Raw genomic sequence first — 24107 nt, 5'->3', positions numbered from 1 at the left:
TCGCGAACCTTCTCGTAGCGCGCATCGAGGATGAGATAGGGAAAGGGCTCCTGAAGCGGTCGTTCGGCAAATGCCTTCAGGCTCTCGTCCAGGCGCTTGTTGATGGCCGAGATCGACGAGGCCGAGAAGGCGTGGCCGCACAGCTCTTCCGTGATCGCCTTGACCTTGCGGGTCGAGACGCCCTGAACATACATCTCCGCCAGTGTCGCGACCAAGGCCCTCTCCGATCGCTGGTAGCGCTCGAACAGCTCGGTCGAGAAGCGGCCCGCCCGGTCCTGAGGAACCCTGAGCTCCAGCTTGCCGACGCGGGTGACCAGCGTGCGGCCGTAATAGCCCGAGCGATAGCCGAGCCGTTCGGGCGTGCGCTCACCCTTCGACGCACCCAGCGCCTCATCCATCTCGGCCTCCAGAACCTCCTGCATCACCGCGTGGATCACATCGCGAAGCCTATCCGGGTTCTGGAACAGAATGTCTTTGACGGCGGCGCTGGCGGTCTTACCTTCAGTCTTGGTCATGGTGGCGTTCCTTCGCGGGAATCAGGTGACGTTGAACATCACCAGCCTGCCATGACCGCCCCTCTCAGCGAATTTGCAGAACTCTCAGCACACTACCGATTTTGAAGAAGCGTTTGGGGCGCCGGGAGGCTTACGAAGTCCCCGAAGAAGGAACCCGTGGACCATAGTCGACGGCTATGCGGTTTCGACCTGCGGCCCATGTCGACGATGGCGTGACTGCCGCTGGGACTCGCGGAGTGGATGCGGACAGGCGGCTTCGCTGCGCCTTGGCTCGGTTTAGCCGGCCCTTCACCAATGGGCAGGTCGAGCGCATCAACCAGACGATCAAAGACGCGACCGTCAAGCGCGTCCACTACGAGCCTCACGATGAACTGTGCGCAGCCACCTCGTGACAACTTGGCCAAGCGGCTCAAGACCCTCAAGGGCCTCACACCCTACGAGTTCATCTGCAGGGCGTGGACAAAAGAGCCCGAAGGTTTCACCCTCAATCCGCTCCAGCAAATCTTGGGACTAAACATCTAGGGTCACCGTTCCCACAGCCGATTTCGATAACACGCGATCCGGTTCTGATGCCGTCAAATGGCATGCGCGCAAATGCTCCACCAGAGCTTTCAACTTCGGCGCCATGTTGCGGCGGCTCGGATAGTAAAGATAGAACCCTGGAAAGCGTGGGCAGAATTCTTGCAAGATTGGCACCAGTTCTCCGCGTGCGATCACTGGCCGGAAACTGTCTTCCACGCCGAAGCTGATCCCGGCGCCTGCTGCCGCGAGCTTGATCATAAGCGCCATATCTGTGGTCGTGATCGTATCCGCCACTGCCACCGAAAACTCCCGGCCGTCCTCTTCGAACTCCCAGCGGTACGGGGCAAGGCTCGCCGCCCGACGCCAGCCAATGCAGCGGCGGCTTGCAAGTTCGCTGGGGTGGCGAGGCGTTCCGAACTGTTCGAGATAACGCGGCGACGCCACGGCGAGTTGGCGCTGCTCACCCGAGACCGGCAGGGCGATCATGTCCTGGGCAATCACTTCTCCGAGCCTCACGCCGGCGTCATACCCTTCCGCGACGATATCGAACTCCTCGTCGGTTACGGTGATATGCATCGTCACATCCGGGTTTTCCCCCAAAAAGGAGGCCAGCAGCGGTCCGGACAGAAAGCTCTCGGCAATTGACGAAACCGCAAGCGTCAGCCGCCCACGTGGCCGCCCGCGAAGGTTTGCGGCCGACTCCATGGCACCCTGCATCTCAAGAATTGCGGGAGCTGCCTCGGTGTAGAGCCGCTCGCCGGCCTCCGTCAGCGCTACGCTGCGGGTCGTACGGCTGACAAGCGCGATACCTAGCGTCTCTTCGAGCTTGCGAATCGTCTGGCTGACGGCAGAGCGCGTGACGCCCATACGGTCGGCAGCGGCACGAAAACTCTTTTCCTCGGCAACGAGTGCGAACACGGCAAGTGCGTTGAAGTCCGTGAGCATTGGTTAGCCCTCCTTACCTCGTTGTAAACAAATAGGCGGCTTATCACGACAATGGCTGAGGCTTATCTTCCTGACAACCGCAGTGAAGCAGAAAAGGAGAAATCATGGACAAGGTTGTGCTTATTACGGGTGCCTCCAGTGGCATCGGTGTCGGCATCGCCCACGAACTGGTGAAAGCCGGGGCGATCGTCGTGCTTGGCGCCCGCCGCACTGACCGGCTGGAAGCCGTCGCAGAGGAAATCCGCGCTGCCGGCGGTAAGGTTATGACCCGCAAGCTCGACGTCACCGATCGCGCCGATGTTGCCGCCTTCGCCGAGGCCGCCCGCCGGGAATTCGGTCGCGTCGACGTCATCGTCAACAATGCCGGCGTCATGCCACTGTCGCCGATGGCCTCGTTGAAGGTCGATGAATGGGACAGGATGATCGACGTCAACATCAAAGGCGTGCTCTACGGCATCACTGCTGTCCTTGACGAAATGACCAAGCGCGGTTCTGGCCAGATCATCAACATCGCCTCTGTCGGTGCGCTGACGGTCTCGCCGACAGCTGCGGTCTATTGCGCCACCAAATATGCCGTTCGGGCGATTTCCGATGGCTTACGCCAGGAAAACGACAAACTGCGCGTCACTTGCATCCATCCGGGCGTCGTAGAAAGCGAACTGGCCAGCACGATCACCGATCCGACCGCGATCGAAGGCATGAAGACATATCGCGCCATCGCGCTCACACCCGATGCCATTGGCCGCGCCGTCCGCTTTGCGATCGAGCAGCCGGAGGATGTCGACGTCAACGAGATCGTTATCCGACCAACCAGGGCAGCGTTCTGACAGTAACTCCGGACTCGGCCACGTCGCGGCTCTTCAAGCAGCAACGCCAAGCCAATAGCGCCGCACAAAGCCCTGCGACGGCGAGACCGGAAGAGGATCGGCCATGAGCAATCCACTCCTGATCATCGTCGCCATCATCATCGCTGCGTCTCTCGGCGCGGTGGCCCGTATCTCCAAGGAAGAGGACCCCATACCCACCCAATCCAGCACCCAAGCCCAGCCGCAGAACCATCCCTATCTCGGCATGTGGGTCACCGGCGACGGCCGCATCCGCCAGGAACTGCTCGCTACCGGCCGTTACGACGAGGCTCGCGGCAATCGCCGCAGCGCCTACCAGGGCCGTTACATCGTGACCGGCAATAACATCGACTACTGGGACGACACCGGCTTCACCGCCGACGGTGTGTTCGTCGACAGCGATACGCTGCATCACGGCGGGATGATCTTTTACAGAGAGAAGCCTAGCTCTGCCAGTGTCGTTCAGCGACGGTGACCTTACGACCAGCGCAGGAGGTCTCGCGATCTCCGCGCCCTTGTCCTGCTCAAAGGATGGAAAAGGTCAGTATCAACGCTTGTTTTGCCGTCACTCGAAAGCTGACCGCACTTCTGGCAATTTCGTGTCACCGTGGATGCTCGCGGTTACACGATCACGCTCCATACGGTTGTCCAGTAACCTGCTGCACCGCAAACACTGACGATGGGGATTTTGCTATGAGCGCGGTGCTATGTTCTGCTGCCCGTCAGGAACTGTGAGTTGTCGTCATGTCCGAACAAATTTCTTACCTGGACCATCCGCCCAAAATCATCACTTTCGATTGCTACGGCACGCTCGTGCAAGGGTACGAAGTCCTTGCACGCGAGATAGATGTCACGCTGAGAAAGCTTGGCGTTACAGATGTCAGCGCGACCGCGATCATCGAGAGTTTTTCCGCACAAGGCCGGCACCTGACGGCGAAAAAGCCGCACCGTCTCTACAAAGACATTCTACGCATCGGATTTGCTGCTGCGTTTGCCGAACACGGCCTGACGCCGAGCAAAGATGAGATCGAGCGCATCGCATCCTCGCCGACTAAGATGGGTCCGCATCCGGCAAGCTCATCATACTCCGGCACCAGAAGGCAAGGGACGCCCCCTCGCTGCGGTAGATTGAATACCTCGTTCCTGACAGTGCTTTGGATCCAACGCCGACGCCTCTTTCGGCGATCTATGCTTTTGAGTTCGCGGCCGATGAAGCAGGGCCCTGGAGTCCAGGCGGAGGTATAGCCTCGTCTGCATCAGGGTCCCGCCCTTGGCTGCGGTCGAGCAGGCGCATGATGGGAGTAACAGTCAAGCCGTGCAGGAGCACGGATAGCAGCACTACCAGTCCAACAATGGCCCAAAGGCGCTCGCCGCCCTCAACGGGCATATGATTGAGGCCGTAGGCAAGGTAGTAAAAGGAGCCTACGCCGCGGATGCCGAAAAAGGCGAGCGTCAGTTTTTCCTTCCATGCTGCTTTGAAGCCGAGCAAGCCGATGAAACCGGTTAGCGGTCGTATGATGAGCAGGATAACAATCGCCGCGACGATATCCATAATGCGAAGGGGCGTAAGAAGACCACTCACCAATGCTCCTCCGAAGAGCACCAGCAAGATCATCATTGCAAGGCGCTCGACCTGCTCTGTAACGTCGTGCATCTCGCGATGAAAGTCATGCTCTCGGTGAGCGTGGCGAAGCGTGAGCGCGGTGATGAACACAGCCAGAAAGCCGTAGCATTCAATCAACTCGGTGAGGCCGTAGGAAACGAACGTAGCAGCAATGGCAATCAGGCCATCCCCGGTCTGCGCAAGCTTGGTATCGGCAGGTATGTGGAACGTGAGCCAGCCGAAGAGACGGCCGATCAGCCAGCCGCCCACTACTCCGGCGCCAATCTCCCATATAACATTGTGCATCAGCCACTTGCCGAGCCATGGCTCGCCGCTTGCCGCGGCCAGACCGAGTGCAATGGCGAGGTTCACAAACGGAAATGCCAACCCATCGTTGAGCCCCGCCTCGGATGTGAGGCCGAAGCGGACCTCATCTTCTTGACCGGTCTTCGGCGGCCCAACCTGAACATCGGCTGCCAGGACAGGATCAGTCGGAGCTAAACTTGCACCCAGCAGCAGGGCTATCACCAAGGGAAGTCCCAAGCCAAACACACCCAGAAGCGTAATGGCGGCGATGCTGAGAGGCATGGTGATGACGAGAAGCCGCCAAGTCACGCCCCATCGCCGCCAACTGAAAACCCGGTCCAGCTTAAGGCCCGCGCCCATCAAGGCAATGATGACCACGAATTCGGTGAAGCGCTCGGTGAATTCCGGATAGGTCATCGGCAGGGGCTGGTCCGACACCTGCGGGATGAGAAACAGCGCTGCCCCCAAGGCAATGCAGACGATGGGCAACGAAAGCGGGAGACGCTTGAGCGCCAAAGGCAACCAAGCTACGAGGGCTATCAAGACGCCCAGGCCGGTCAGCACCAGGATGTAAGGATCGGGGGACCACTCGCTAAGATCGCTCATTTAGCTTAACCAGAACGAGCTGATTTTGATCCCGGGTCCTTAAGCTTCTTTCTCGTATTGCGTTGGCGCACTAGGAGAAGAGGGTTTAGCTGTCCAACCCAGGCCAGCAGTTGCCGAGACGCCTCATTGGCCTGCAGCAGGTAGTTGACCGTGGGTATCCGCAATTCGATATTGGATGTGAATAGCTCAGATCACCAAGATAAGCAGGAACGCAAACAGACCACATAGCCGAAAGCTACGAAGAGCGCGGGTTGTCGGAGAAAGGACCTGGGCGACAGTCAACAAAGATGATGGCGGCGGAAAGGCCGCTGCGACGCGTAAACGGAGTGCCGAACATCGAGCCTCCCACTGATTAATTCTGCGGTTCGTTGGCGGCGGCACACTCAATAGTGGCGACCTCATGAGGTGAATTACATGACTACGCAATACAGCTTGCTTTACTGGTCCGTCCCGTTCCGGGGCCAATTTGTCCGCGCCGTTTTGGCTTTTGCGGGGAAGGATTGGACAGAAATCGACGATGCTGCAATCTCGGAGTTCATGAAGGGCCCTGTCGCTGAAATGGCGGTTCCCTTCATGGGTCCGCCCGTCTTGATCGACAACACCAATGGCTTTGCAATCTCTCAGATGCCCGCCATTATTCTTTACCTTGGTGAAACGCTGAACCTAATGCCGTCGACGCCGGAACTGCGCGCCCTAACTATGAAGGTTGTGAATGACGCCAACGACGTGATCGACGAGTTGACCTTGCAAGGCGGTCGCGACATGTGGACCGAAGACCGCTGGCAAAAAGCTATACCACGCCTGCGCAAATGGATGACGATTTGGGAGGAACTCGGAAAGCGGAATGGTCTGACGGAAGCCGGCGGTGATCTTCTTGGCGAAGGCAGGCCGGGCATCGCAGATATCGTTACATCGACACTGTGGACAACGGTAGCCGACCGCTTCAGCAAGATAGAAGCGCTTCTGGCGGAAACCGCGCCTCATACGCTCGCACTGTCAGGTAGAATAGCCAGTCTGCCAGCAATGGCTGCGCTCAACGAAAAGACACGCCGCGAGTACGGTGACGCTTATGCCGGAGGGCAAATAGGCGCCTCTATGGCGTCAATTCTGAACTGACGCGACGATGCGATCGCCAAGACGCTTCCGGCGCACCGAGCGCTTTGATTGGCGGCCAAGCCGTTCGTGACGTCAGGGGCAAAGGAAGAATTGTCGAGTGCATTCAATCACTGCTGCGGTCGCGAACCGCGGCAGCGGCCCCGATGGCGGGTTCCCCTCTCCAACGCTGGAAAATACGTCGTGATTGCAGGCGATGTAGTGAATGCTGAACGCGAAAACATGGGGCGTGCACAAGGAACTTAAGCGGCAACGCCAGCATTGAAAGTGATCTGAAGTCAGTTTCTTTCAAAGGAAATATCGGCATGGCCAAGACCACTAGACAGTCATCGGAAAAGTCGGTGACGATCCATGATCAAAAGCTGACGCGCGGGAACGGAGGCGAACTTCATCAGATCGCCGACGGAGACACGGAGGTGCTCACGACCGCGCAGGGTGGTCCGGTAGCTGATGACCAGAATACATTGAAGATCGGCGAACGGGGGCCGACGCTCATCGAAGATTTCCACTTCCGGGAAAAGATCTTCCACTTCGACCATGAGCGTATCCCGGAACGGGTGGTGCACGCGCGGGGCTATGGGGCGCACGGTTTTTTCGAGACTTACGAATCGCTAGCGGCCTATACGCGTGCCGACATCTTCCAGCGCGCTGGCGAAAAGACCCCAGTCTTCGTACGCTTCTCGACTGTTGCCGGATCGAAAGGTTCGTTCGACCTAGCCCGAGACGTGCGAGGATTTGCAGTAAAATTCTATACGCAGGAAGGCAACTGGGATCTCGTGGGGAACAACATTCCGGTATTCTTTATCCAGGATGCTATAAAATTTCCCGACATCATTCACTCAGTGAAGCCTGAGCCCGATCGCGCTTTCCCGCAGGCACAGTCGGCGCACGACAATTTCTGGGATTTCATCAGCCTCACGCCGGAATCGATGCACATGATCATGTGGGTCATGTCCGATCGCGCCATCCCCCGCTCCTTCCGCTTCATGCAAGGTTTTGGCGTACACACTTTCAGGCTGGTGAATGCGAAGGACGAATCCACCTTCGTCAAATTCATTTGGAAGCCGAAGCTCGGCATGCAGTCGGTGGTCTGGAACGAAGCCGTCAAGATCAACGGGGCCGACCCGGATTTCCACCGGCGCGACCTGTGGAATGCCATTCAGGCGGGCGATTTTCCGGAATGGGAGCTCAACCTGCAGCTCTTTGACCAAAAGTTTGCGGACAGTTTCGACTTTGACGTTCTCGACCCGACCAAACTGATCCCTGAAGAAATCTTGCCGCCGGTACCAGTTGGCCGCCTGGTGCTTGATCGGATGCCCGACAACTTTTTCGCCGAGACGGAGCAGGTTGCGTTCATGACGCAAAATGTGCCGCCCGGTATCGACTTCTCTAACGATCCCCTTCTACAGGGCCGCAATTTCTCCTACTTGGACACGCAGCTGAAGCGTCTGGGCAGCCCCAACTTCACCCACATCCCCATCAACGCGCCGAAATGCCCGTTCCACCATTTCCAGCAGGACGGCCACATGGCGATGCGCAATCCGGTGGGACGCGTAAACTACCAGCCAAACTCGTTTGGCGAAGGCCCGCGGGAGTCCCCGGAGCGTGGGTTTAGGTCATTCGCCGAGGCGGAAAAAGGTCAGAAGGTTCGGTTGCGCCCGGAGAGTTTCGCCGACCACTACAGCCAAGCGCGGCAGTTCTTCGACAGTCAGACGGCGCCCGAGCAGCGCCATATCGCCATGGCATTGACCTTCGAGCTCAGCAAAGTCGAAACCGTTGCCATCCGCGAGCGGATGGTCGCGCATCTGCTGAACATCGATGAGGGACTTGCGGAAACGGTCGCCGATAAACTCGGCATGAAGGAACTGCCCAAGCCGGCGGATGCCGCTGTTGCGCCCCGCGACGATCTCGAGCCGTCGCCGGCCCTGAGCATCATCGAGAACGGGCCGGAGAGCTTTGCCGGACGAAAGGTGGGCGTGCTTGTCAGCCCCGGCGCCGATGCGTCGCTCCTGAAGAAGCTACAGACGGCGATCGAGAAGGAAGGCGCCGTTGTGGAGGTCATCGCGCTAAAAGTCGGCGGCGTCGAGGCTGCGGACGGCAGCTGGATCGCGGCAAAGCACATGATCGATGGCGGACCGTCGGTTCTGTTTGATTCCGTGGCGTTGATGCTTTCGGAAGAGGGGGGCGAACGCCTGACAGGCGAAGCAGCAGCTCGCGATTTCGTCGCAGACGCCTTTGCTCACTGCAAGTTCATCGCGTTCACTTCGGGGAGTATTCCGCTTTTGCGGAAGGCTGGTGTCGACCCGGAGGCGGACGAGGGGCTGATTGAGCTCGAGGATCCGAAGGCGGTCGCCAAGTTCATCGAGTCCTGCCGCAAACTTCGGCTCTGGAGCCGAGAAATGGCGGTCAAGCTGTAGTCTGTTAGACACTCCAGAATTGGCAGTCAGAGTTCATGTCGACTGCGGTTCTGGTCGTCCTGTCTATTTTTCTGAGACACAAGGGGTCGCCGGAATCGAAACCTGCCGGCGCCGCAAATGCCGAAACGGGGGCGTAGTCCCTGACCAACCTCCTCTAGTTCTCCGGGTTCAGGCGGTAGCGGAAATGGTCTCGGATGTGCTGATTGAAGAAGCGGCCTTTGAAAAGGCGGCTTTGAAGGCAGCGTATACCTCCGCGGGAACGGCCTCGTAGTCATAACGTTTGCCGCTCGCGACAAACCACACTGAAAGAACCTCGGTATCGGGATCGTATTCGCTCTTGCGGATTGAAGTTGAAGGCATGTTGTATCCCTAGACGAGCGCCATCGCCATAAGAAATCGGCCGTCAGATCTTCTTTAACTCGGTCGAACTTTTCTTGACCGAACGGCCGACCCGCGTTGTCCGCGAGCGGCAGGAGAATCTGGAAGAGATGCATTGCAAGTACCCGCATTGAGCGCCGGCCGCGCGGACCTTTTCCCTGAATCATGCAGGTTCCTCATTGAAAATCGAAGCTTCAACGTAGGTCATCGGTGCTTCAAGCGTCCAAACGACCCCGTCGGCCCCGTATTGAAGATCACCCGTGCCGCTCAAAGCCTGAGGCGCCACGCGCTTCAACACAACAGTGCCAAAGCCACCATTGGCAATTGATTGCACCTTCGGTCCATCGGTCTCGTTCCAGGTCAGCCTCATGAGCTTTCCAGCGATGGAATCGATCACCTCCCACTCGACGGCAATCGTGCCGCTCTTACCCGAAAGCACGCCGTATTTCGCCGAGTTGGTGGCCAGTTCATGAAACGCGATCCCGAGATACTGCACGGCATTTGGGCTGAGCGTAATCGATGGGCCAGACATCGAGATGCGGTCTTCGTTGCCGAAGGGTTTGGCCTGCGCCAAGAGCAGCTCGAAGATCGTCGCTCCCTTCCAGTCTGCCGAGACGAGAAGGTCGTGGGAGCGTGCCAGGGCCATGATCCGCTCGCGAACCTGTCGTTCGAAGTCGTCAGGATTACTCGATCGCTTGTTGGCCTCACGGATCATCGACAGAATCACCGAATATTGGTTCTTCACGCGATGATTGACTTCGCGCATCAACATCCGAATGCGATGTTCGCTCTCTCTGGCTGCTGAAATGTCACGCGCGATCTTGGACGCTCCGACGATGCGTCCAACGGCGTTTCGTACAGGAGAAATTGTCCGTGACACCGGTATTCGGATGCCATCCTTGCGCTGACGTACGGTCTCATAGGTTTCAACCCGTTCGCCGCTGCGGATACGCTCCAGAATGCGTGGCTCCTCGTCCTGGAGATCAGCCGGGATGAGCATGTGTACAGGCTTGCCGACCGCTTCTTCTGCTGAATAGCCAAACAAGCGTTCGGCGCCTTGGTTCCAACTCGTTATGATGCCGTCCAAATTCTTGCTGACGATTGCGTCGAACGACGATTCCACGATGGCCGACAGATGCTGCCCGGCTTCGTCTATCCGCTTGCGCTCGCTCAGGTCGATCAGCGTGTTCACTGCACCAACAAGCTTGCCGTTCGCATCTCGTATCGGTGTCGGGAAGGGCAGGAAGGGGAAAAGCGTGCCGTCCGGGCGTTGCGCGATCGCCTCGACGTTTCTTATCGGACGATTTTCACGTAGCGCGATCGCCATGGGGCACTCGTCGTGCGCAAGCTCTTTGCCATCTGCGGTGAATAGACGAAATGTGACGCACCATTCGTCCTTGCCGATTTCCGGCTCACGTCCGGCAAACTCTGCAGCAGCGCGATTGTAGTAGGTGATCTTGCCGTGGCGGTCTGTGGTGTAGACGGCGACGGGCAGACTGTCGAGAATCTGCTCAAATTGGTCGTCCTTCTGCCTGAGCGCATCGCGAGCACGCGTCAGGTCAGTGACATCGACGGTGAAGCATCGGCTATGGATGAATTGACCGTCCCGAAACTGTCCACTTGAGGGTGATTTCGACATGCTTGATTGAGCCGTCCTTCGCGCGCAACCGGGCGGGAAACTTATTGATTTTTTCGCCCCGCGTCAGGCGTGCCAATATGTCATCGATGGAATCCCGCTCGACGTAGAAGTCGGCTATGGAACGACCAACATATTCCTCCGCTGGGTAGCCCAGCAACTCGAGTTCCGCTTTGTTGGCGTGCATAATGGTGCCGTCCGGTCCAACGATGTGGAGGGCGAGACTGCCGTTCTCGAAAAAGTCCTCGAAGTCCGCTGCATCGCTACCGTTCCGAACAAAGCGGGATCCATCCAGGCCCACGACCTTGCTGCCGCCCTGACCGGCGCGTGAAGTCGATGTCTTTTTCATATTAAATTTTGTCCCAGCAAAAAGCCGCGTAACCCCCGATGATCGCGGTCTAACCCAGTTAAACTCTCTACTTGCGAGTTCGTTCCAATGGCCTACAAAGAGCTAGCCACTCCTCCGGCTTCGTCGTAGGGTATCCTAAGAAGCGGAGTTATGGGGGGTAATAATGGATAACTCAAGGAAGTACATTGCTTAAGGCATAGGCACGTTCTGGCTTACTTTTGCGGTTGTGGATCGGCGGTTCTCTGCAAATTTCAGGAAGGTGACGAACATCGGTGCTCTTTATTCAGTTGGATAGGGAAAAGTTCTGCAAGGTTGCCAACCAGTGCTCTATTTCAGCCACCTCGCTGCGGATGGACCGCTGTCGGTGGCCTTCGTGCTCGTGCCGCTTGCTGTGCTCATGAGCTGGGACTTGCAGAAGGCCGTCCTCAACCGCTTGGTGGGCAGCGACCCGTTGCCTTCGCTGATTGCGACCTCCGGACTGTCGATCGCGCTGCAGAACCTGATGCTCCAGATATGGTCTGCGAACAGCCGGTCGCTGCCCGGCCATGGGATCGAGAGCCAGTCCATTGAGGTTGGCGGCATCTATGTCGGCGTCCTGCCGCTGATCGTGCTCGCGGTGGCCACGGCGCTCACATGGGGCATCGATCTTATGTTGAAGCGCACGCGCTTTGGCCGGGCGGTCCGCGCCGCTTCGGCCGATGTCGAGGCGGCGGCGATGACCGGCATCAACCCGCGCGCCGTTTATGCGATGGCCACAGCGGTGGCGGTGAGCATTCTAGGCTTTGCAGCTGTCTTTCAGGCATTGCGGTAGACGGTTGCGCCGGCTGATGGACCTGCCCAACTGATCTACGCCTTCGAGGCGCTCATTATCGGCTGGCGGTAGTGGCTTTGATCGGGCTGGCCTCCATGCCTTGGTGGGCATCGACCGAAACGATCCGTTCGGTTCTGGTGCTGTGCTGCTACATCGCCGTTGCGCAGATGTGGAACTTGCTCGCCGGCTATGCGGGTCTCGTCTCGGTGGGCCAGCACGCCTTCATGGGCGCCGCCGGCTACGCCCTTTCCGTACTGGCGCAGACTTAAGGCATCAATCCGTTTGTGGCTGTCTTCCTTTCTCTCCTGGTGCCTGCCGCGCTGGCCGTGCCGATCTATCTCCTACTCTATCGACTGGACGGCCCCTATTTTCGATCGGTACATGGGTGGTAGCCGAGGTATTGCGGCTGGCCGCACGCTCCTCGCCGCCAGATCCGGCGACCCCTCCTCACTCGTGAGCAACTGAAGGAAGCAACAATGACTACAAAGACCATGCGCCCCGATGGCACGCCGGCCGGCGAGCGCTTTGAGGCCGGCCTCAAGACTCGCCGCGAGGTACTGGGCGACGAGTATGTGGACGCCTCGGTCAACAAGGCAACCGACTACAACTGGCCGATGCAGCAGTTGGTCACCGAATACTGCTGGGGCGACGTGTGGAACCGCGAGGGCCTCGGTCGCCGCGAGCGCTCGATCCTCAACCTTGGCATGATTTCGGCGCTCGGCCGCAGTCACGAGCTTCGCCTACATGTGCGAGGCGCGATCAACAATGGTCTCTCCAAGGAAGAAATCCGCGAGATCATGCTGCAGGTCGCCATCTATTGCGGCGTTCCGGCGGGCATCGACAGCTTCCGTACTGCGCAGGAAGTCTTCGACGAAATGGGCATCTGACCGCGCAACACCCGGAGCGACATTTCGGGCAATTACCCCTGGGAGGAATGGTGCCCAAGGAAAGGCCAAATCCGCGCTGAGCCTGTCGCGCCGCCAGGTCCTGGCGGCCGGCGCCGCAACTGCGCTGACCATGCCATTCTACGCGCGCCGTGGCTTCGCCGCCCACACGATCAATGTCGGCGTGATCCAGCTGTTGTCCGGGGGCGAACCCCCAGTTCGGCATCAACTCGCGTAACGGCATACAACTGGTCGCCGACGAGATCAACGCCGCCGGCGGCCGAGGGAAAAAGGCTGTCTCGCTAGATCGCCCTCGATTCTCGTGTTGTACGTCTGTCGCCATCCTCCACCTATGAATCTAGCCCGATTATCATCCAGCAGGATGCCTCAGATGGGTAGACCGGCACCCACTCCATCTATCCACGTCGCACCGGCAAGGTCGGGAGCAAACCTCGATCTTCAAATGAGAATATCGTCACAAAAAAATGCTCTGATATGATCAGATTATTTTAAAGCTGGGAGAAAGATGTGGGAACGACAACACAAATTGGCTGACGCGTGCTGTAAATGTTGACCGACTTCCGGATTGTCTGGTTTATGTGCAGAGGTGCCCAAATCGTTCCACTCCTGTGACGTGCATCATCCGATTGGTGTGTCGATGCAACAGGCAAGCAAGAGATCCGAAATGAATAGTCGCAAGAGTCGGCGCATCGAGGTCTTGTCTGAAGCCCTGTCGCAGCACCGCGTTCTTCACATCCGGAATGCAGCCCAGATACTCGGCGTTTCCGAAATGACCGTGCGCCGCGACGTCAGCGCCAATTCAGACCTTTTCGGCTTCCTGGGTGGGCACATCGTGCCCGCGGCCGAAGGCGAACCCGACAATCCCTACGAGATTTCGAAAGCCGCCGACAGTCATGCCGCAGCCAAAAGGGATGTCTGCGCCCATGCGGTCAGCTACATCCACAATGACGAAACGATCTTTTTCGATTGTGGGACGACGCTGCCCTATCTTGTCGATCTTCTACCCGACGATATTCACCTGACTGCCGTGTGCTATTCCTTGAATGTGGCCGAGCGACTGACGCGTAAGCCGAATGTCCGTCTTGTCATGCTGGGTGGTCTTTATCATCCCGCTTCGGCGTCGTTTTCTGGATCCTCTGGACTGGAAACGCTCGACTCGCTGGTCATCGACGTCGCCTTCCTGTCTGCGGCCGGCGTCAATAGCCGGCGCGGGGCGACATGTGCGCATTTTCATGAGGCGGATATCAAGCGCAAGGCCATGTCGCGGGCACAGAAAAACGTGCTTCTGATCGACAAAAGCAAGATCGGTAAGCTCAAGCCGGCATTCTTCAGTGACATGCAATCCTTCGACGCAGTGTTGACCGAAGACGGAATGACCGAAATATCCGACTGAGCGAAATTTTTCATTCGCTCTTCGAAAACGGCCTTGACGGCTTGTTTCTGTGATGAAACTATCAAACCAATGATAATAAGCTAACAGGCCATGTGTCGCGCTCCCAAAGGAATGCGATGCCGGGAGGAAGTCAATTGGAAGCAGAAGTTGCCCATCGCCGCGACACGGCTGACCATGCCGGCGGCGTAAAGCTGTCGAACCACGCCTCCCTGCGCAATCCGGGCATGGCCCTCGATCTTTCCTGGGTTATGGACACGCGCGTCAATCTCTCGGCCACGGAACGCCGGGTCGCGACTCTGCCGGGGCGTCGCACGGTGAAGAAGGATGCGCAGGCCGCCTGGCTGCTCAAGGCCGTGACCTGCATCGATCTCACCACGCTCAACAGCGACGATACGCCCGAGCGTGTCAAGCGGCTCTGCGCCAAGGCGATGAGCCCGGTGCGCCCAGACATCCTCGACGCTTTGGGTATGGGCGCACGCTCGATCACAACAGGTGCGATCTGTGTCTATCATCGCTACGTCGCAACCGCCGTGGAGGCCTTGGGCAATTCCGGTATTCCGGTTGCCGCCGTCTCGACGGGCTTTCCCGCGGGCCTCAGCCCGCATCACCTCAAGGTCAAGGAAATCGAAGCCTCGGTTGCGGATGGCGCCAAGGAGATCGATATCGTCATCACCCGCGAACATGTCCTGACCGGCAACTGGTCGGCCCTCTACGACGAAATGACTGAGTATCGCGCTGCCTGCGGCGATGCGCATGTGAAAGCCATTCTCGGCACCGGTGACCTGAAGACGCTGCGCAATGTCGCGAAGGCCTCCCTGGTCTGCATGATGGCGGGCGCCGATTTCATCAAGACATCGACCGGCAAGGAAGGCGTCAATGCAACGCTTGCGGTAACGCTGACGATGTTGCGGGCCATCCGCGCCTATGAAGAACGCACCGGCATCAAGATCGGCTACAAGCCGGCCGGTGGCATTTCGGCGGCCAAGGATGTGCTGAACTACCAGTTCCTGATGAAGGAAGAACTGGGTCGCGAATGGCTGGAGCCCGATCTCTTCCGCATCGGCGCATCGAGCTTGCTTGCCGATATTGAGCGGCAGTTGGAACACCACGTGACCGGCGCCTATTCGGCCCTCAACAGACACCCGATGGGATGATGACGATGACCGCCGCGATCTCTGATGTAGCAAAGTATTTCGACGACATGTCCTACGGCCCAGCTCCCGAAGCCGATACCGAAGCCCGTGCCTGGCTGGCACGCCACGCCTCCGGTTTCGGCCATTTCATCAACGGTGCCTTCGTGCCGTCGGCGTCGGGCAAAAGCTTCGACACTTTTGAGCCGGCGACCGGCAAAGCGCTGGCGCGCCTGAGCCTTGGCGGCAAGGCGGATATCGACAGCGCCGTTTCCAGCGCCCGTAAGGCACAAGCGCAGTGGGCGAAACTGCCGGGCCACGCCCGCGCGCGCCATCTCTATGCGCTCGCTCGGATGATCCAACGCCATGCCCGGCTGATTGCGGTTGTCGAGGCGATTGACAATGGCAAGCCGATCCGCGAGACGCGGGATATTGACGTGCCGCTCGCTGCACGGCATTTCTATCATCATGCCGGCTGGGCGCAGATCCAGGATACGGAATTTGCCGATCACGTCCCCGTCGGCGTCGTCGGCCAGATCATTCCCTGGAATTTCCCTTTCCTGATGCTGTCCTGGAAGCTGGCGCCGGCGCTGGCGCTCGGCAATGCCGTCGTCCTGAAGCCGGCCGAGTTTACCTCGTTGACGGCGCTGCTTTTTGCCGAACTGGCCACAGCCGCCGGCTTGCCCGCGGGCCTCATCAATATCGTCACCGGTGAGGGCGAGACGGGTGCGCTTCTCGTCGATCATCCCGACATTGACAAGATCGCCTTTACCGGATCGACCGATGTCGGCCGGATCATTCGTGAACGCACAGCCGGCAGCGGCAAGTCGCTGACGCTCGAACTCGGCGGCAAGTCGCCTTTCATCGTGTTCGAGGACGCCGATCTCGACGGCGCTGTCGAAGGTGTCGTCGACGCGATCTGGTTCAACCAGGGGCAGGTATGCTGTGCCGGCTCGCGCATCCTCGTGCAGGAAGGCATCTCCGCGCTGTTCCACGAGCGCCTGAAGCGCCGCATGCAGACGCTGCGCGTCGGCCAGCCGCTCGACAAGTGCATCGACATGGGCGCGATCGTCGCCCCGGTGCAGCTGAGCCGCGTCGAAAGCCTCGTGAAAAAGGGTGTGGCCGAAGGCGCCACGCTGCACCAGGCGCAGATCGACATGCCGAAGGGTGGCAGCTTCTATCCGCCGACGCTGCTGAGCGGCGTCCAGCCGACATCGACGGTGGCGACGGAGGAAATCTTCGGACCCGTCGCCGTGTCCATGACCTTCCGCACGCCGGAAGAGGCGATCCAGCTAGCCAACCACAGCCGCTACGGCCTTGCCGCCAGCGTCTGGAGCGAGACCATCGGGCTTGCGCTCAACGTCGCGGCAAAACTTGCCGCCGGCGTCGTCTGGGTCAATGCCACCAACCTGTTCGACGCAGCCGTCGGTTTTGGTGGAAAACGCGAATCGGGCTTCGGCCGCGAGGGCGGACGCGAAGGCTGCTACGAATATCTGAAGCCGAAAGCCTGGCTCGGCCGCAAGGCAAGGACCGTTTCTGCCTTGCCGCAAATCAGGACCACGGTCGGCGAATTTTCGCAGCCGGCGATCGACCGGACGGCAAAACTGTTCATCGGCGGCAAGCAGGCGCGGCCGGACGGCAATTATTCCCGCCCTGTCGTTTCTCCGAAGGGTAAACTGATCGGCGAAGTCGGGGAGGGCAACCGCAAGGATATCCGCAATGCGGTCGTTGCGGCCCATGCCGCATCCGGCTGGGCCAGCGCTACGGCGCATAACCGCGCGCAGATCCTCTATTACATTGCCGAGAATCTCAGCGGCCGCGCCGACGCCTTTGCCGCGCGCATCAGCGCGATGACGGGCGCATCGACCTCTGCGGCAAAGGCTGAAGTCGAAGCCTCGATCGCCCGGCTGTTTACTTATGGCGCCTGGGCCGACAAGTATGAGGGCGTGGTGCATCAGCCGCCCTTGCGCGGTGTGGCGCTTGCCATGCCGGAAGCGCTTGGCGTGGTCGGCGTCATCTGCCCGCCGGAAGCGCCGTTGCTTGGTCTTATCAGCCTTGTTGCGCCGCTGATCGCCACCGGCAACCGCGTGGTTGTCGTGCCCAGCGAGCCCCATCCGCTTGCGGCCACCGACTTCTATTCCATTCTCGAAACATCGGATGTGCCCGCCGGCGTCGTCAACATCGTCACCGGATCGGCGGAAGAACTGGCAAAGTCGCTCGCGACGCATAACGACGTCGATGCGCTCTGGGCTTTCGGCACGGCCGAACTTTCGGCGATGGTGGAGAAATTGTCCATCGGCAATCTGAAACGAACCTTCGTCGATCATGGCAAGGCCACCGACTGGCAGGACAGGGCCGCCGCTGAAGGCACACTCTATCTGCGCCGCGCGGTAGACATCAAGAACATCTGGATCCCCTACGGCGAGTAGGGGAACCGGACAGGGGCGAGGGAGCGCCAGCGCAGTTCGGTTCTTGGACGAAACACACAAGAGGATCGCATAGCCGGACCAGCAGGCGATCCGGATAAGCTCGGGCGGATGCCGTTTCGAGACACGACACAATGAGGGAGGACTTTCATGCTTAAAAACATTGACCCGGCGCTGAACGCCGATGTGCTGCACGCGCTGCGTTCCATGGGCCATGGCGATACGCTCGTCGTATCCGATACCAATTTTCCATCCGACTCCATCGCCCGCCAGACCGTGCTCGGAAAGCTTCTGCGCATCGACAACGTATCGACCGCCCGCGCCGTCAAAGCGATCCTCTCGGTGATGCCGCTCGATACGCCGCTGCAGCCCTCCGCGGGGCGCATGGAGATCATGGGCGCACCAAATGAAATTCCAGCCGTCCAGAGCGAGGTTCAGGCGGAAATCGATGCGGCTGAGGGCAAGCCGGCTCCAATGTACGGGATCGAGCGTTTCAAATTCTACGAGGAAGCCAAGAAAGCCTATTGCGTGATCACGACTGGAGAAAACCGGTTCTACGGTTGCTTCCTCTTCACCAAGGGCGTCATTCCGCCGGAAGCCGTTTGAAAACGGGGAGATTGTCATGAAGGCGGGCGTTTCCATCCTTGGGATTTTCGTGGCCGATACGGCCTATCTGGCTAAACGGATGCCTGATGTCGGTGAAACCATCACCGGCACCGGCTTCTCGGTCGGCCCCGGCGGTAAGGGCTCCAACCAGGCGGTCGCTGCAGCGCGCGCCGGCGCGGATGTCTCCTTCATTTCCAAAATCGGTCGGGACACGTTCGGCGAGATGGCGCTTAAGACCTATGCAGACGCCGGCGTCCGGCCGAAGGTCGTGCAGATGGATGATATGCCTACGGGTGCCGCTTTCATCTATGTCAATGACCAGAACGGCGACAACGCAATCATCGTCTATCCCGGCGCTGCTGGCACGATCGGCGTCGCCGATGTCGAGGCTGCCCGCGAGACGATCGAGCAATCCCTTGTCTTTGTGACGCAACTGGAGCAGCCCGCGAAAGCCGCACAGCGGGCGCTTGAAATCGCCCATGCGGCCGGCGTCACCACCATTTTCAATCCGGCACCTGCCGAAAGCTTTCCGGAAGCGATCTATCCGCTCTGCGACTATATAGTGCCGAACGAGACGGAAGCAGCTGCCATCGTCGGCTTTGCGCTCGACACGTTGGAAGACGCGCGACGTGCCGGAGATGTGCTCCTAAACAAGGGTGTGCGAACGGCCCTGATCACCCTTGGCGGACGCGGCGTTCTCTATCACACCGCAGATCAGTCAGTTCATGTGCCGGCCCTATCATCCGGCACGGTGATCGATACGACAGGGGCTGGCGACGCCTTTGTCGGCGGGTTTGCCGCAGCGCTTTCGCGGGGTTTTGAGCCGGTGGAAGCCGTGCGCTTCGGCTGCGCAACCGCCGGGATCGCGGTGACCCGACGGGGTACGGCTCCGGCCATGCCTCATCTTGAAGAGGTCGAAGCGCTTCTTCGGCGAGGAATTGCCGAATGACCCGCCAGGATCCAATCAAGCACTTCTTCATCTGGCCTGCCCTTCTGATCGTGCTTGCGATTTCCATTTTCCCGCTGATCTATTCCCTGACCACCAGTTTCATGAGCCTGAGGCTCGTGCCGCCGGTCCCGCCACGCTTCGTCGGCTTCGGCAATTATACCGAACTGCTGCAGAATCCACGTTTCTGGCACGTCACCTGGACCACGACGATCATCGCCGTCACGTCGGTGACGCTGCAATATGTCATCGGTTTTTCCGTTGCACTGGCTCTCAATCGGCGCGTGCCCGGGGAGGGGTTGTTTCGCGTCAGCTTTCTCTTGCCAATGCTGGTCGCACCCGTCGCTGTAGCCTTGATTGCCCGACAGTTGCTCAATCCGACGATGGGACCGCTCAACGAAGTGATGACCTTCTTCGGTTTTCCCAACCTGCCGTTCCTCACTCAGACAAGCTGGGCCATCGGCGCGATCATCGCGGTGGAAGTCTGGCAGTGGACGCCCTTTGTCATCCTTATGCTGCTTGCCGGACTGCAGACTTTGCCGGACGATGTCTATGAAGCCGCGGCATTGGAAAATGCCAGCCCGTGGCAACAGTTCAGGGGTATTACTTTCCCGATGATGCTGCCGATTTCTGCCGCGGTCGTCTTCATTCGCCTGATCGAGAGCTACAAGATCATCGACACTGTTTTTGTCATGACAGGCGGGGGACCAGGTATCTCGACGGAAACGCTGACCCTGTTTGCCTATCAGGAAGGCTTCAAGAAGTTCAACCTCGGCTACACGTCGGCGCTCTCCTTCCTGTTCCTGCTGGTGATCACCGTCATCGGCCTCGTCTATCTGGCTGTTCTGAAGCCCTATTTGGAGAAGCACAGATGAGCATCCGCGACCTTAAAGGCCCCAGCCGCTGGTGGGCGCTCGCAGGCTGCCTGATCTGGCTGGCCTTCACCCTCTTCCCGCTCTACTGGGCGGTGATCACGTCCTTCAAATCGCCGCTTGGGGTCGTGGGCGGTCCAACCTACATTCCCTTCGTGGACTTCGAGCCGTCGCTGACGGCTTGGAGCGAGTTGCTTTCCGGAGCGCGCGGGCAGTTCTATGCCACCTTCATCGCATCCACGATCATCGGAATTTCTGCCTCGCTGCTGGCAACCTTTATCGGCGCAATGGCGGCCTATGCCCTGGTGCGCTTTACCTTTGAGGTCAAGCTGCTGTCGGCGGTCATCTTCGTCTTCGTCGCATTCGGCGGTTTCCTCTTAGGCCGCCACGTGCTGGGACTTGGACAGGCAATCTCGCTGATCTACGCCTTCGTCGCCGCACTCGCACTTGCCATCGGATCCAGTCGGATCAGGCTCCCTGGGCCGGTGCTCGGCAATGACGACATCGTCTTCTGGTTTGTAAGCCAGCGTATGTTCCCGCCGATCGTCACCGCGTTTGCGCTGTACCTGATGTATACCGAAATGGGTAAGATGGGCTTCAAGCTCGTCGATACCTATACGGGCCTCACCTTCGCCTATGTCGCCTTTTCGCTACCCATCGTCATCTGGCTGATGCGCGATTTCTTCGCGGCGCTGCCGGTGGAGGTTGAGGAAGCGGCGATGGTCGACAATGTACCCACATGGCGCATCTTCTTCGGTATCGTGCTGCCCATGTCAAAGCCAGGACTGATCGCGACGTTCATGATCACCCTGGCCTTCGTCTGGAACGAGTTCCTGTTTGCGCTCTTTCTGACCAATTCCAAATGGCAGACCCTTCCCATTCTCGTTGCGGGCCAAAACAGCCAGCGCGGCGATGAATGGTGGGCAATATCGGCAGCCGCCTTGGTCGCGATCATACCCATGGTCGTCATGGCGGGCATTTTGAGCAGGTTGATGCGGTCAGGCCTGCTTTTGGGAGCAATTAAATGACCGTTCTACTCGACTTGAATCCTTGTTTTAATTCTGGGGAGGAAACCATGAAGAGACTTCTGCTAAGTTCAACTGCCGGCGCACTGTTGGCCCTGACCGCGAATACGGCGGCTTTGGCCTGCGAGCCCGACTATACCGGCGTGACGATCAACGCCACGACACAGACCGGCCCCTATATCGCTTCGGCGCTGCAGCTGGCCGCCAAGGGCTGGGAAGAAAAAACCTGCGGCAAGGTCAATGTCGTTGAGTTTCCATGGTCTGAGCTCTATCCCAAGATCGTCACGTCGCTGACTTCTGGCGAAGACACGTTCGACGTGATCGCCTTTGCTCCGGCCTGGGCACCTGACTTCACCGATTTTCTCACCGAAATGCCTGCTGCGATGCAGACAGGCGCTGACTGGGAGGACATTGCCCCGGTCTATCGCGAAAAGCTGATGGTCTGGAACGGCAAGGTCCTGTCCCAGACCATGGATGGCGACGCTCACACCTATACCTACCGCATCGATCTGTTCGAAAACGCCGAAAACCAGAGCGCCTTCAAAGCCAAGTATGGCTACGATCTCGCCCCGGCAAAGACCTGGAAGCAGTATCTCGACATTGCCGAATTCTTCCAGCAGCCGGACAAGGGCCTTTGGGGTACGGCGGAGGCTTTCCGCCGCGGCGGCCAGCAATTCTGGTTCCTGTTCAGCCACGTCGCCGGCTACACCAGCCATCCCGACAATCCGGGCGGCATGTTCTTCGATCCGGACACGATGGATGCGCAGGTCAACAACCCGGGCTGGGTCCGCGGACTTGAGGAATACATCCGCGCCTCCAAGCTTGCACCACCGAATGCGCTGAACTTCTCCTTCGGTGAAGTGAACGCCGCCTTTGCCGGCGGACAGGTGGCGGAATCCATCGGCTGGGGCGATACCGGCGTCATCGGCGCCGATCCGAAGCAGTCCAAGGTCGCCGGCAATGTCGGCTCTGCACCACTGCCGGGCTCGGATGAGATCTGGAACTACAAGACCAAGACATGGGACAAGCAGCCCGAAGTCGTCCAGACCTCCTTCATGGCCTTCGGTGGCTGGCAGGCGGCCGTTCCCGCATCCTCGAAGAACCAGGAAGCGGCCTGGAACTACATCCAGTACCTCACCAGCCCGGCTGTATCCGGCCAGGCGGCGGTCACCGGCGGTACAGGCGTCAACCCCTACCGTATCTCGCACACGACCGACATGGAACTGTGGTCGAACAGCTTTTCCGAACGCGAAGCCAAGGAGTATCTCGGGGCGCAACAGGCGGCTGTGACAGCCAAGAACACCGCCCTCGATATGCGCCTGCCCGGTTACTTCTCCTACACGGAAATTCTCGAGATCGAGCTCTCCAAGGCGCTGGCCGGGGAAGTGACGCCGCAGCAGGCGCTCGACACGGTGGCTGAGGGCTGGAACAAGCTGACCGATGAATTCGGTCGCGACAAGCAGTTGGCAGCATACCGCGCTTCCATGGGCTTGCCGGCGAAGTAGGACTTTTCAACAGCAATTCCCGCCCCGAGGAAATTGGGGCGGGTGTATTCAAATTCGGACACAGGAACGCACCATTGCCGCTTTTTAGCCGGGCTATGGCGTTCGCACAAAAAGGCACAGCATGTCCCAGGTGCGTTTGGAACAGGTCACCAAGTCTTACAGCAGCGTTGCGGTCATTCCGCCGCTCGATCTCGTGATCGCCGACAAGGAATTTGTGGTTCTCGTCGGCCCCTCGGGCTGCGGCAAGACCACCACGCTGCGTATGATCGCCGGCCTCGAACAGGCATCGTCAGGGGCAATCCACATCGGCGACCGCGACGTCACTGGCCTGCGTCCCGGCCTTCGCAATTGTTCCATGGTGTTTCAGAACTATGCGCTATATCCGCATATGACCGTTGCCGAAAACATCGGCTATGGCATGAAGGTGCGCGGAACGTCCAAGGACGAGATCGCCAAGGCCGTCGCCAATGCCGCCCGCATTCTCAATCTTAATGACTATCTCGAGCGCAAGCCGAGCGCCTTGTCCGGCGGACAGCGTCAGCGTGTCGCCATCGGTCGCGCCATCGTTCGCCAGCCGGACGTCTTTCTCTTCGACGAACCTCTGTCTAACCTTGATGCCAAGCTACGCATCGAAATGCGCACCGAAATCAAGCTGCTGCACCGGCGTCTGCAAACCACGATTGTCTACGTCACCCACGATCAAGTGGAAGCAATGACCATGGCCGACCGCGTCGTGATGATGAACCAGGGTAGGATCGAGCAGGCCGCAGATCCGATTACGCTCTACGAATCGCCGAAGAATCTTTTCGTCGCCGCATTCATCGGCTCACCAAGTATGAACTTCATCGAGGGGCGCATTTTGCAAGAGGCGGGAAATCTGACTTTCCATGCAGAAGGTGGCGTCGCCATTGCCATTCCAGCGCAAAACGCCAAACGCCTTGCGGCAGCCGTTGGAGAGATAGTCGTTCTGGGAATTAGGCCGGAGCACACTGCAGCCAGCGAACCAGACGCTCCGACGGTGCCCCTTCACGTTGCCGACATCGAGCCGTTAGGTCCCCACACACTGGCTATTGGAAAAGTCGGTCCCGTGCCATTCACTGCGCAAATTCATGCTGCTTCGCAAGTGGGACCCGATGACCGGATTAGCGTACCGGTTGACACCCAGAAAATACATTTTTTCCTGAAGGCCACGGGTAATGCTTTGGAATAGCACTAGAGCGTGGTGACGATCTAAGGAATTAGGAATCCCAAGG

23 protein-coding genes and 2 pseudogenes are annotated in these 24107 nt (G+C 59.1%); 19 read left to right on the top strand and 6 right to left on the bottom strand.

What is annotated here, in order from left to right; all coding sequences use genetic code 11:
* Positions 1–515, bottom strand: a 515-nt coding sequence (locus tag ICI42_RS13300; RefSeq protein ID WP_188165033.1) for a transposase, incomplete at its 3' end; no start/stop codon positions are given.
* Between the two features lie 242 nt (positions 516–757).
* On the opposite strand from ICI42_RS13300, the pseudogene ICI42_RS23675 reads away from it, so the two are divergent.
* A pseudogene (locus ICI42_RS23675) lies at positions 758–1037 on the top strand (IS481 family transposase); the annotation flags it as partial.
* On the opposite strand, the gene ICI42_RS13290 reads toward ICI42_RS23675, so the two are convergent.
* Positions 1026–1982 (bottom strand): LysR family transcriptional regulator, encoded by a 957-nt coding sequence (locus ICI42_RS13290; protein WP_188165031.1) that lies wholly within the window; start codon positions 1980–1982, stop codon positions 1026–1028. The pseudogene ICI42_RS23675 and the gene ICI42_RS13290 overlap by 12 nt on opposite strands.
* 104 nt (positions 1983–2086) lie before the next feature.
* Between ICI42_RS13290 and ICI42_RS13285 the strand changes: the two genes are divergently transcribed.
* From ICI42_RS13285 to ICI42_RS13275, 3 genes are all read left to right on the top strand, one after another.
* Entirely contained in the window at positions 2087–2809 is a 723-nt protein-coding gene (locus tag ICI42_RS13285; RefSeq protein ID WP_188165030.1) for an SDR family oxidoreductase, read from the top strand.
* 103 nt (positions 2810–2912) lie between these two features.
* Positions 2913–3302, top strand: a complete 390-nt coding sequence (locus ICI42_RS13280; protein ID WP_188165029.1) for an Atu4866 domain-containing protein — start codon at positions 2913–2915, stop codon at positions 3300–3302.
* Positions 3303–3571: 269 nt separating this feature from the next.
* Entirely contained in the window at positions 3572–4072 is a 501-nt protein-coding gene (locus ICI42_RS13275) for an HAD family hydrolase (RefSeq protein WP_188165028.1), read from the top strand.
* Here ICI42_RS13275 and ICI42_RS13270 read toward each other — a convergent pair.
* On the bottom strand, positions 4014–5342 hold the full coding sequence (locus ICI42_RS13270) for a cation:proton antiporter (protein ID WP_188165027.1): 1329 nt from the start codon (positions 5340–5342) through the stop codon (positions 4014–4016). The two genes, ICI42_RS13275 and ICI42_RS13270, sit on opposite strands and share 59 nt — an antisense overlap.
* Before the next feature lie 414 nt (positions 5343–5756).
* Here ICI42_RS13270 and ICI42_RS13265 point away from each other — a divergent pair, with 414 nt between their 5' ends.
* The 3 genes and pseudogenes from ICI42_RS13265 to ICI42_RS24135 form a co-directional block, all read left to right on the top strand.
* Positions 5757–6458 (top strand): glutathione S-transferase, encoded by a 702-nt coding sequence (locus tag ICI42_RS13265; protein ID WP_188165026.1) that lies wholly within the window; start codon positions 5757–5759, stop codon positions 6456–6458.
* A gap of 302 nt (positions 6459–6760) precedes the next feature.
* On the top strand, positions 6761–8872 hold the full coding sequence (katE, locus tag ICI42_RS13260; protein WP_188165025.1) for a catalase: 2112 nt from the start codon (positions 6761–6763) through the stop codon (positions 8870–8872).
* A gap of 8 nt (positions 8873–8880) precedes the next feature.
* Positions 8881–9009 (top strand): annotated as a pseudogene (locus ICI42_RS24135) (DUF6766 family protein); the annotation flags it as partial.
* A gap of 31 nt (positions 9010–9040) precedes the next feature.
* Here the strand turns inward: ICI42_RS24135 and ICI42_RS13255 are convergent.
* The 3 genes from ICI42_RS13255 to ICI42_RS24130 all read right to left on the bottom strand — a co-directional run bounded on the left by ICI42_RS13255 (position 9041) and on the right by ICI42_RS24130 (position 11235).
* The gene (locus ICI42_RS13255) at positions 9041–9232 is read right to left on the bottom strand and encodes a KTSC domain-containing protein (RefSeq protein ID WP_230980310.1); all 192 of its coding nucleotides are present in this window, start codon (positions 9230–9232) and stop codon (positions 9041–9043) included.
* A gap of 181 nt (positions 9233–9413) precedes the next feature.
* Complete coding sequence (locus ICI42_RS13250) at positions 9414–10889, bottom strand: PAS domain S-box protein (RefSeq protein WP_330999164.1); 1476 nt, start codon at positions 10887–10889, stop codon at positions 9414–9416.
* Positions 10837–11235, bottom strand: a complete 399-nt coding sequence (locus ICI42_RS24130) for a PAS domain-containing protein (protein WP_330999163.1) — start codon at positions 11233–11235, stop codon at positions 10837–10839. The genes ICI42_RS13250 and ICI42_RS24130 overlap by 53 nt, the downstream gene beginning before the upstream one ends.
* Before the next feature lie 322 nt (positions 11236–11557).
* Between ICI42_RS24130 and ICI42_RS23670 the strand changes: the two genes are divergently transcribed.
* The 12 genes from ICI42_RS23670 (at position 11558) to ICI42_RS13190 (ending at position 24064) form a co-directional block, all read left to right on the top strand.
* The gene (locus tag ICI42_RS23670) at positions 11558–12046 is read left to right on the top strand and encodes an ABC transporter permease subunit (RefSeq protein ID WP_330999162.1); all 489 of its coding nucleotides are present in this window, start codon (positions 11558–11560) and stop codon (positions 12044–12046) included.
* Between the two features lie 95 nt (positions 12047–12141).
* Complete coding sequence (locus ICI42_RS23665; RefSeq protein ID WP_230980309.1) at positions 12142–12315, top strand: hypothetical protein; 174 nt, start codon at positions 12142–12144, stop codon at positions 12313–12315.
* 207 nt (positions 12316–12522) lie between these two features.
* The gene (locus ICI42_RS13235; RefSeq protein WP_210317183.1) at positions 12523–12933 is read left to right on the top strand and encodes a carboxymuconolactone decarboxylase family protein; all 411 of its coding nucleotides are present in this window, start codon (positions 12523–12525) and stop codon (positions 12931–12933) included.
* A gap of 682 nt (positions 12934–13615) precedes the next feature.
* Positions 13616–14344 carry a DeoR family transcriptional regulator gene (locus tag ICI42_RS13230; protein ID WP_188165024.1) on the top strand — a complete coding sequence of 243 codons (729 nt, stop codon included), beginning with the start codon at positions 13616–13618 and terminating at the stop codon, positions 14342–14344.
* A gap of 224 nt (positions 14345–14568) precedes the next feature.
* A complete protein-coding gene (gene deoC, locus ICI42_RS13225) occupies positions 14569–15498 on the top strand; it encodes a deoxyribose-phosphate aldolase (RefSeq protein WP_188165088.1) in 930 nt (309 codons plus the stop codon).
* Positions 15499–15503: 5 nt separating this feature from the next.
* Positions 15504–17903, top strand: a complete 2400-nt coding sequence (locus ICI42_RS13220) for an aldehyde dehydrogenase family protein (RefSeq protein ID WP_407945156.1) — start codon at positions 15504–15506, stop codon at positions 17901–17903.
* A gap of 147 nt (positions 17904–18050) precedes the next feature.
* Positions 18051–18506: an RbsD/FucU family protein gene (locus ICI42_RS13215; RefSeq protein ID WP_188165022.1), complete on the top strand. Its 456-nt coding sequence runs from the start codon at positions 18051–18053 to the stop codon at positions 18504–18506.
* Between the two features lie 16 nt (positions 18507–18522).
* The gene (gene rbsK, locus ICI42_RS13210) at positions 18523–19455 is read left to right on the top strand and encodes a ribokinase (protein ID WP_188165021.1); all 933 of its coding nucleotides are present in this window, start codon (positions 18523–18525) and stop codon (positions 19453–19455) included.
* Entirely contained in the window at positions 19452–20327 is an 876-nt protein-coding gene (locus ICI42_RS13205) for a carbohydrate ABC transporter permease (RefSeq protein ID WP_188165020.1), read from the top strand. Before rbsK ends, ICI42_RS13205 begins: the two co-directional genes overlap by 4 nt.
* Positions 20324–21352 carry a carbohydrate ABC transporter permease gene (locus ICI42_RS13200; protein ID WP_188165019.1) on the top strand — a complete coding sequence of 343 codons (1029 nt, stop codon included), beginning with the start codon at positions 20324–20326 and terminating at the stop codon, positions 21350–21352. Before ICI42_RS13205 ends, ICI42_RS13200 begins: the two co-directional genes overlap by 4 nt.
* 47 nt (positions 21353–21399) lie before the next feature.
* The gene (locus ICI42_RS13195) at positions 21400–22854 is read left to right on the top strand and encodes an extracellular solute-binding protein (RefSeq protein ID WP_188165018.1); all 1455 of its coding nucleotides are present in this window, start codon (positions 21400–21402) and stop codon (positions 22852–22854) included.
* Positions 22855–22975: 121 nt separating this feature from the next.
* A complete protein-coding gene (locus ICI42_RS13190; RefSeq protein WP_188165017.1) occupies positions 22976–24064 on the top strand; it encodes an ABC transporter ATP-binding protein in 1089 nt (362 codons plus the stop codon).
* Positions 24065–24107 lie beyond the last annotated feature (43 nt).

The sequence above is a fragment of the Oryzicola mucosus genome (genome assembly GCF_014534685.1).
GTDB classification, from domain to species: domain Bacteria; phylum Pseudomonadota; class Alphaproteobacteria; order Rhizobiales; family Rhizobiaceae; genus Oryzicola; species Oryzicola mucosus.
The sequence above is the reverse complement of the archived record's forward strand: the minus strand, read 5'-3'. Positions and strand labels throughout refer to the sequence as shown.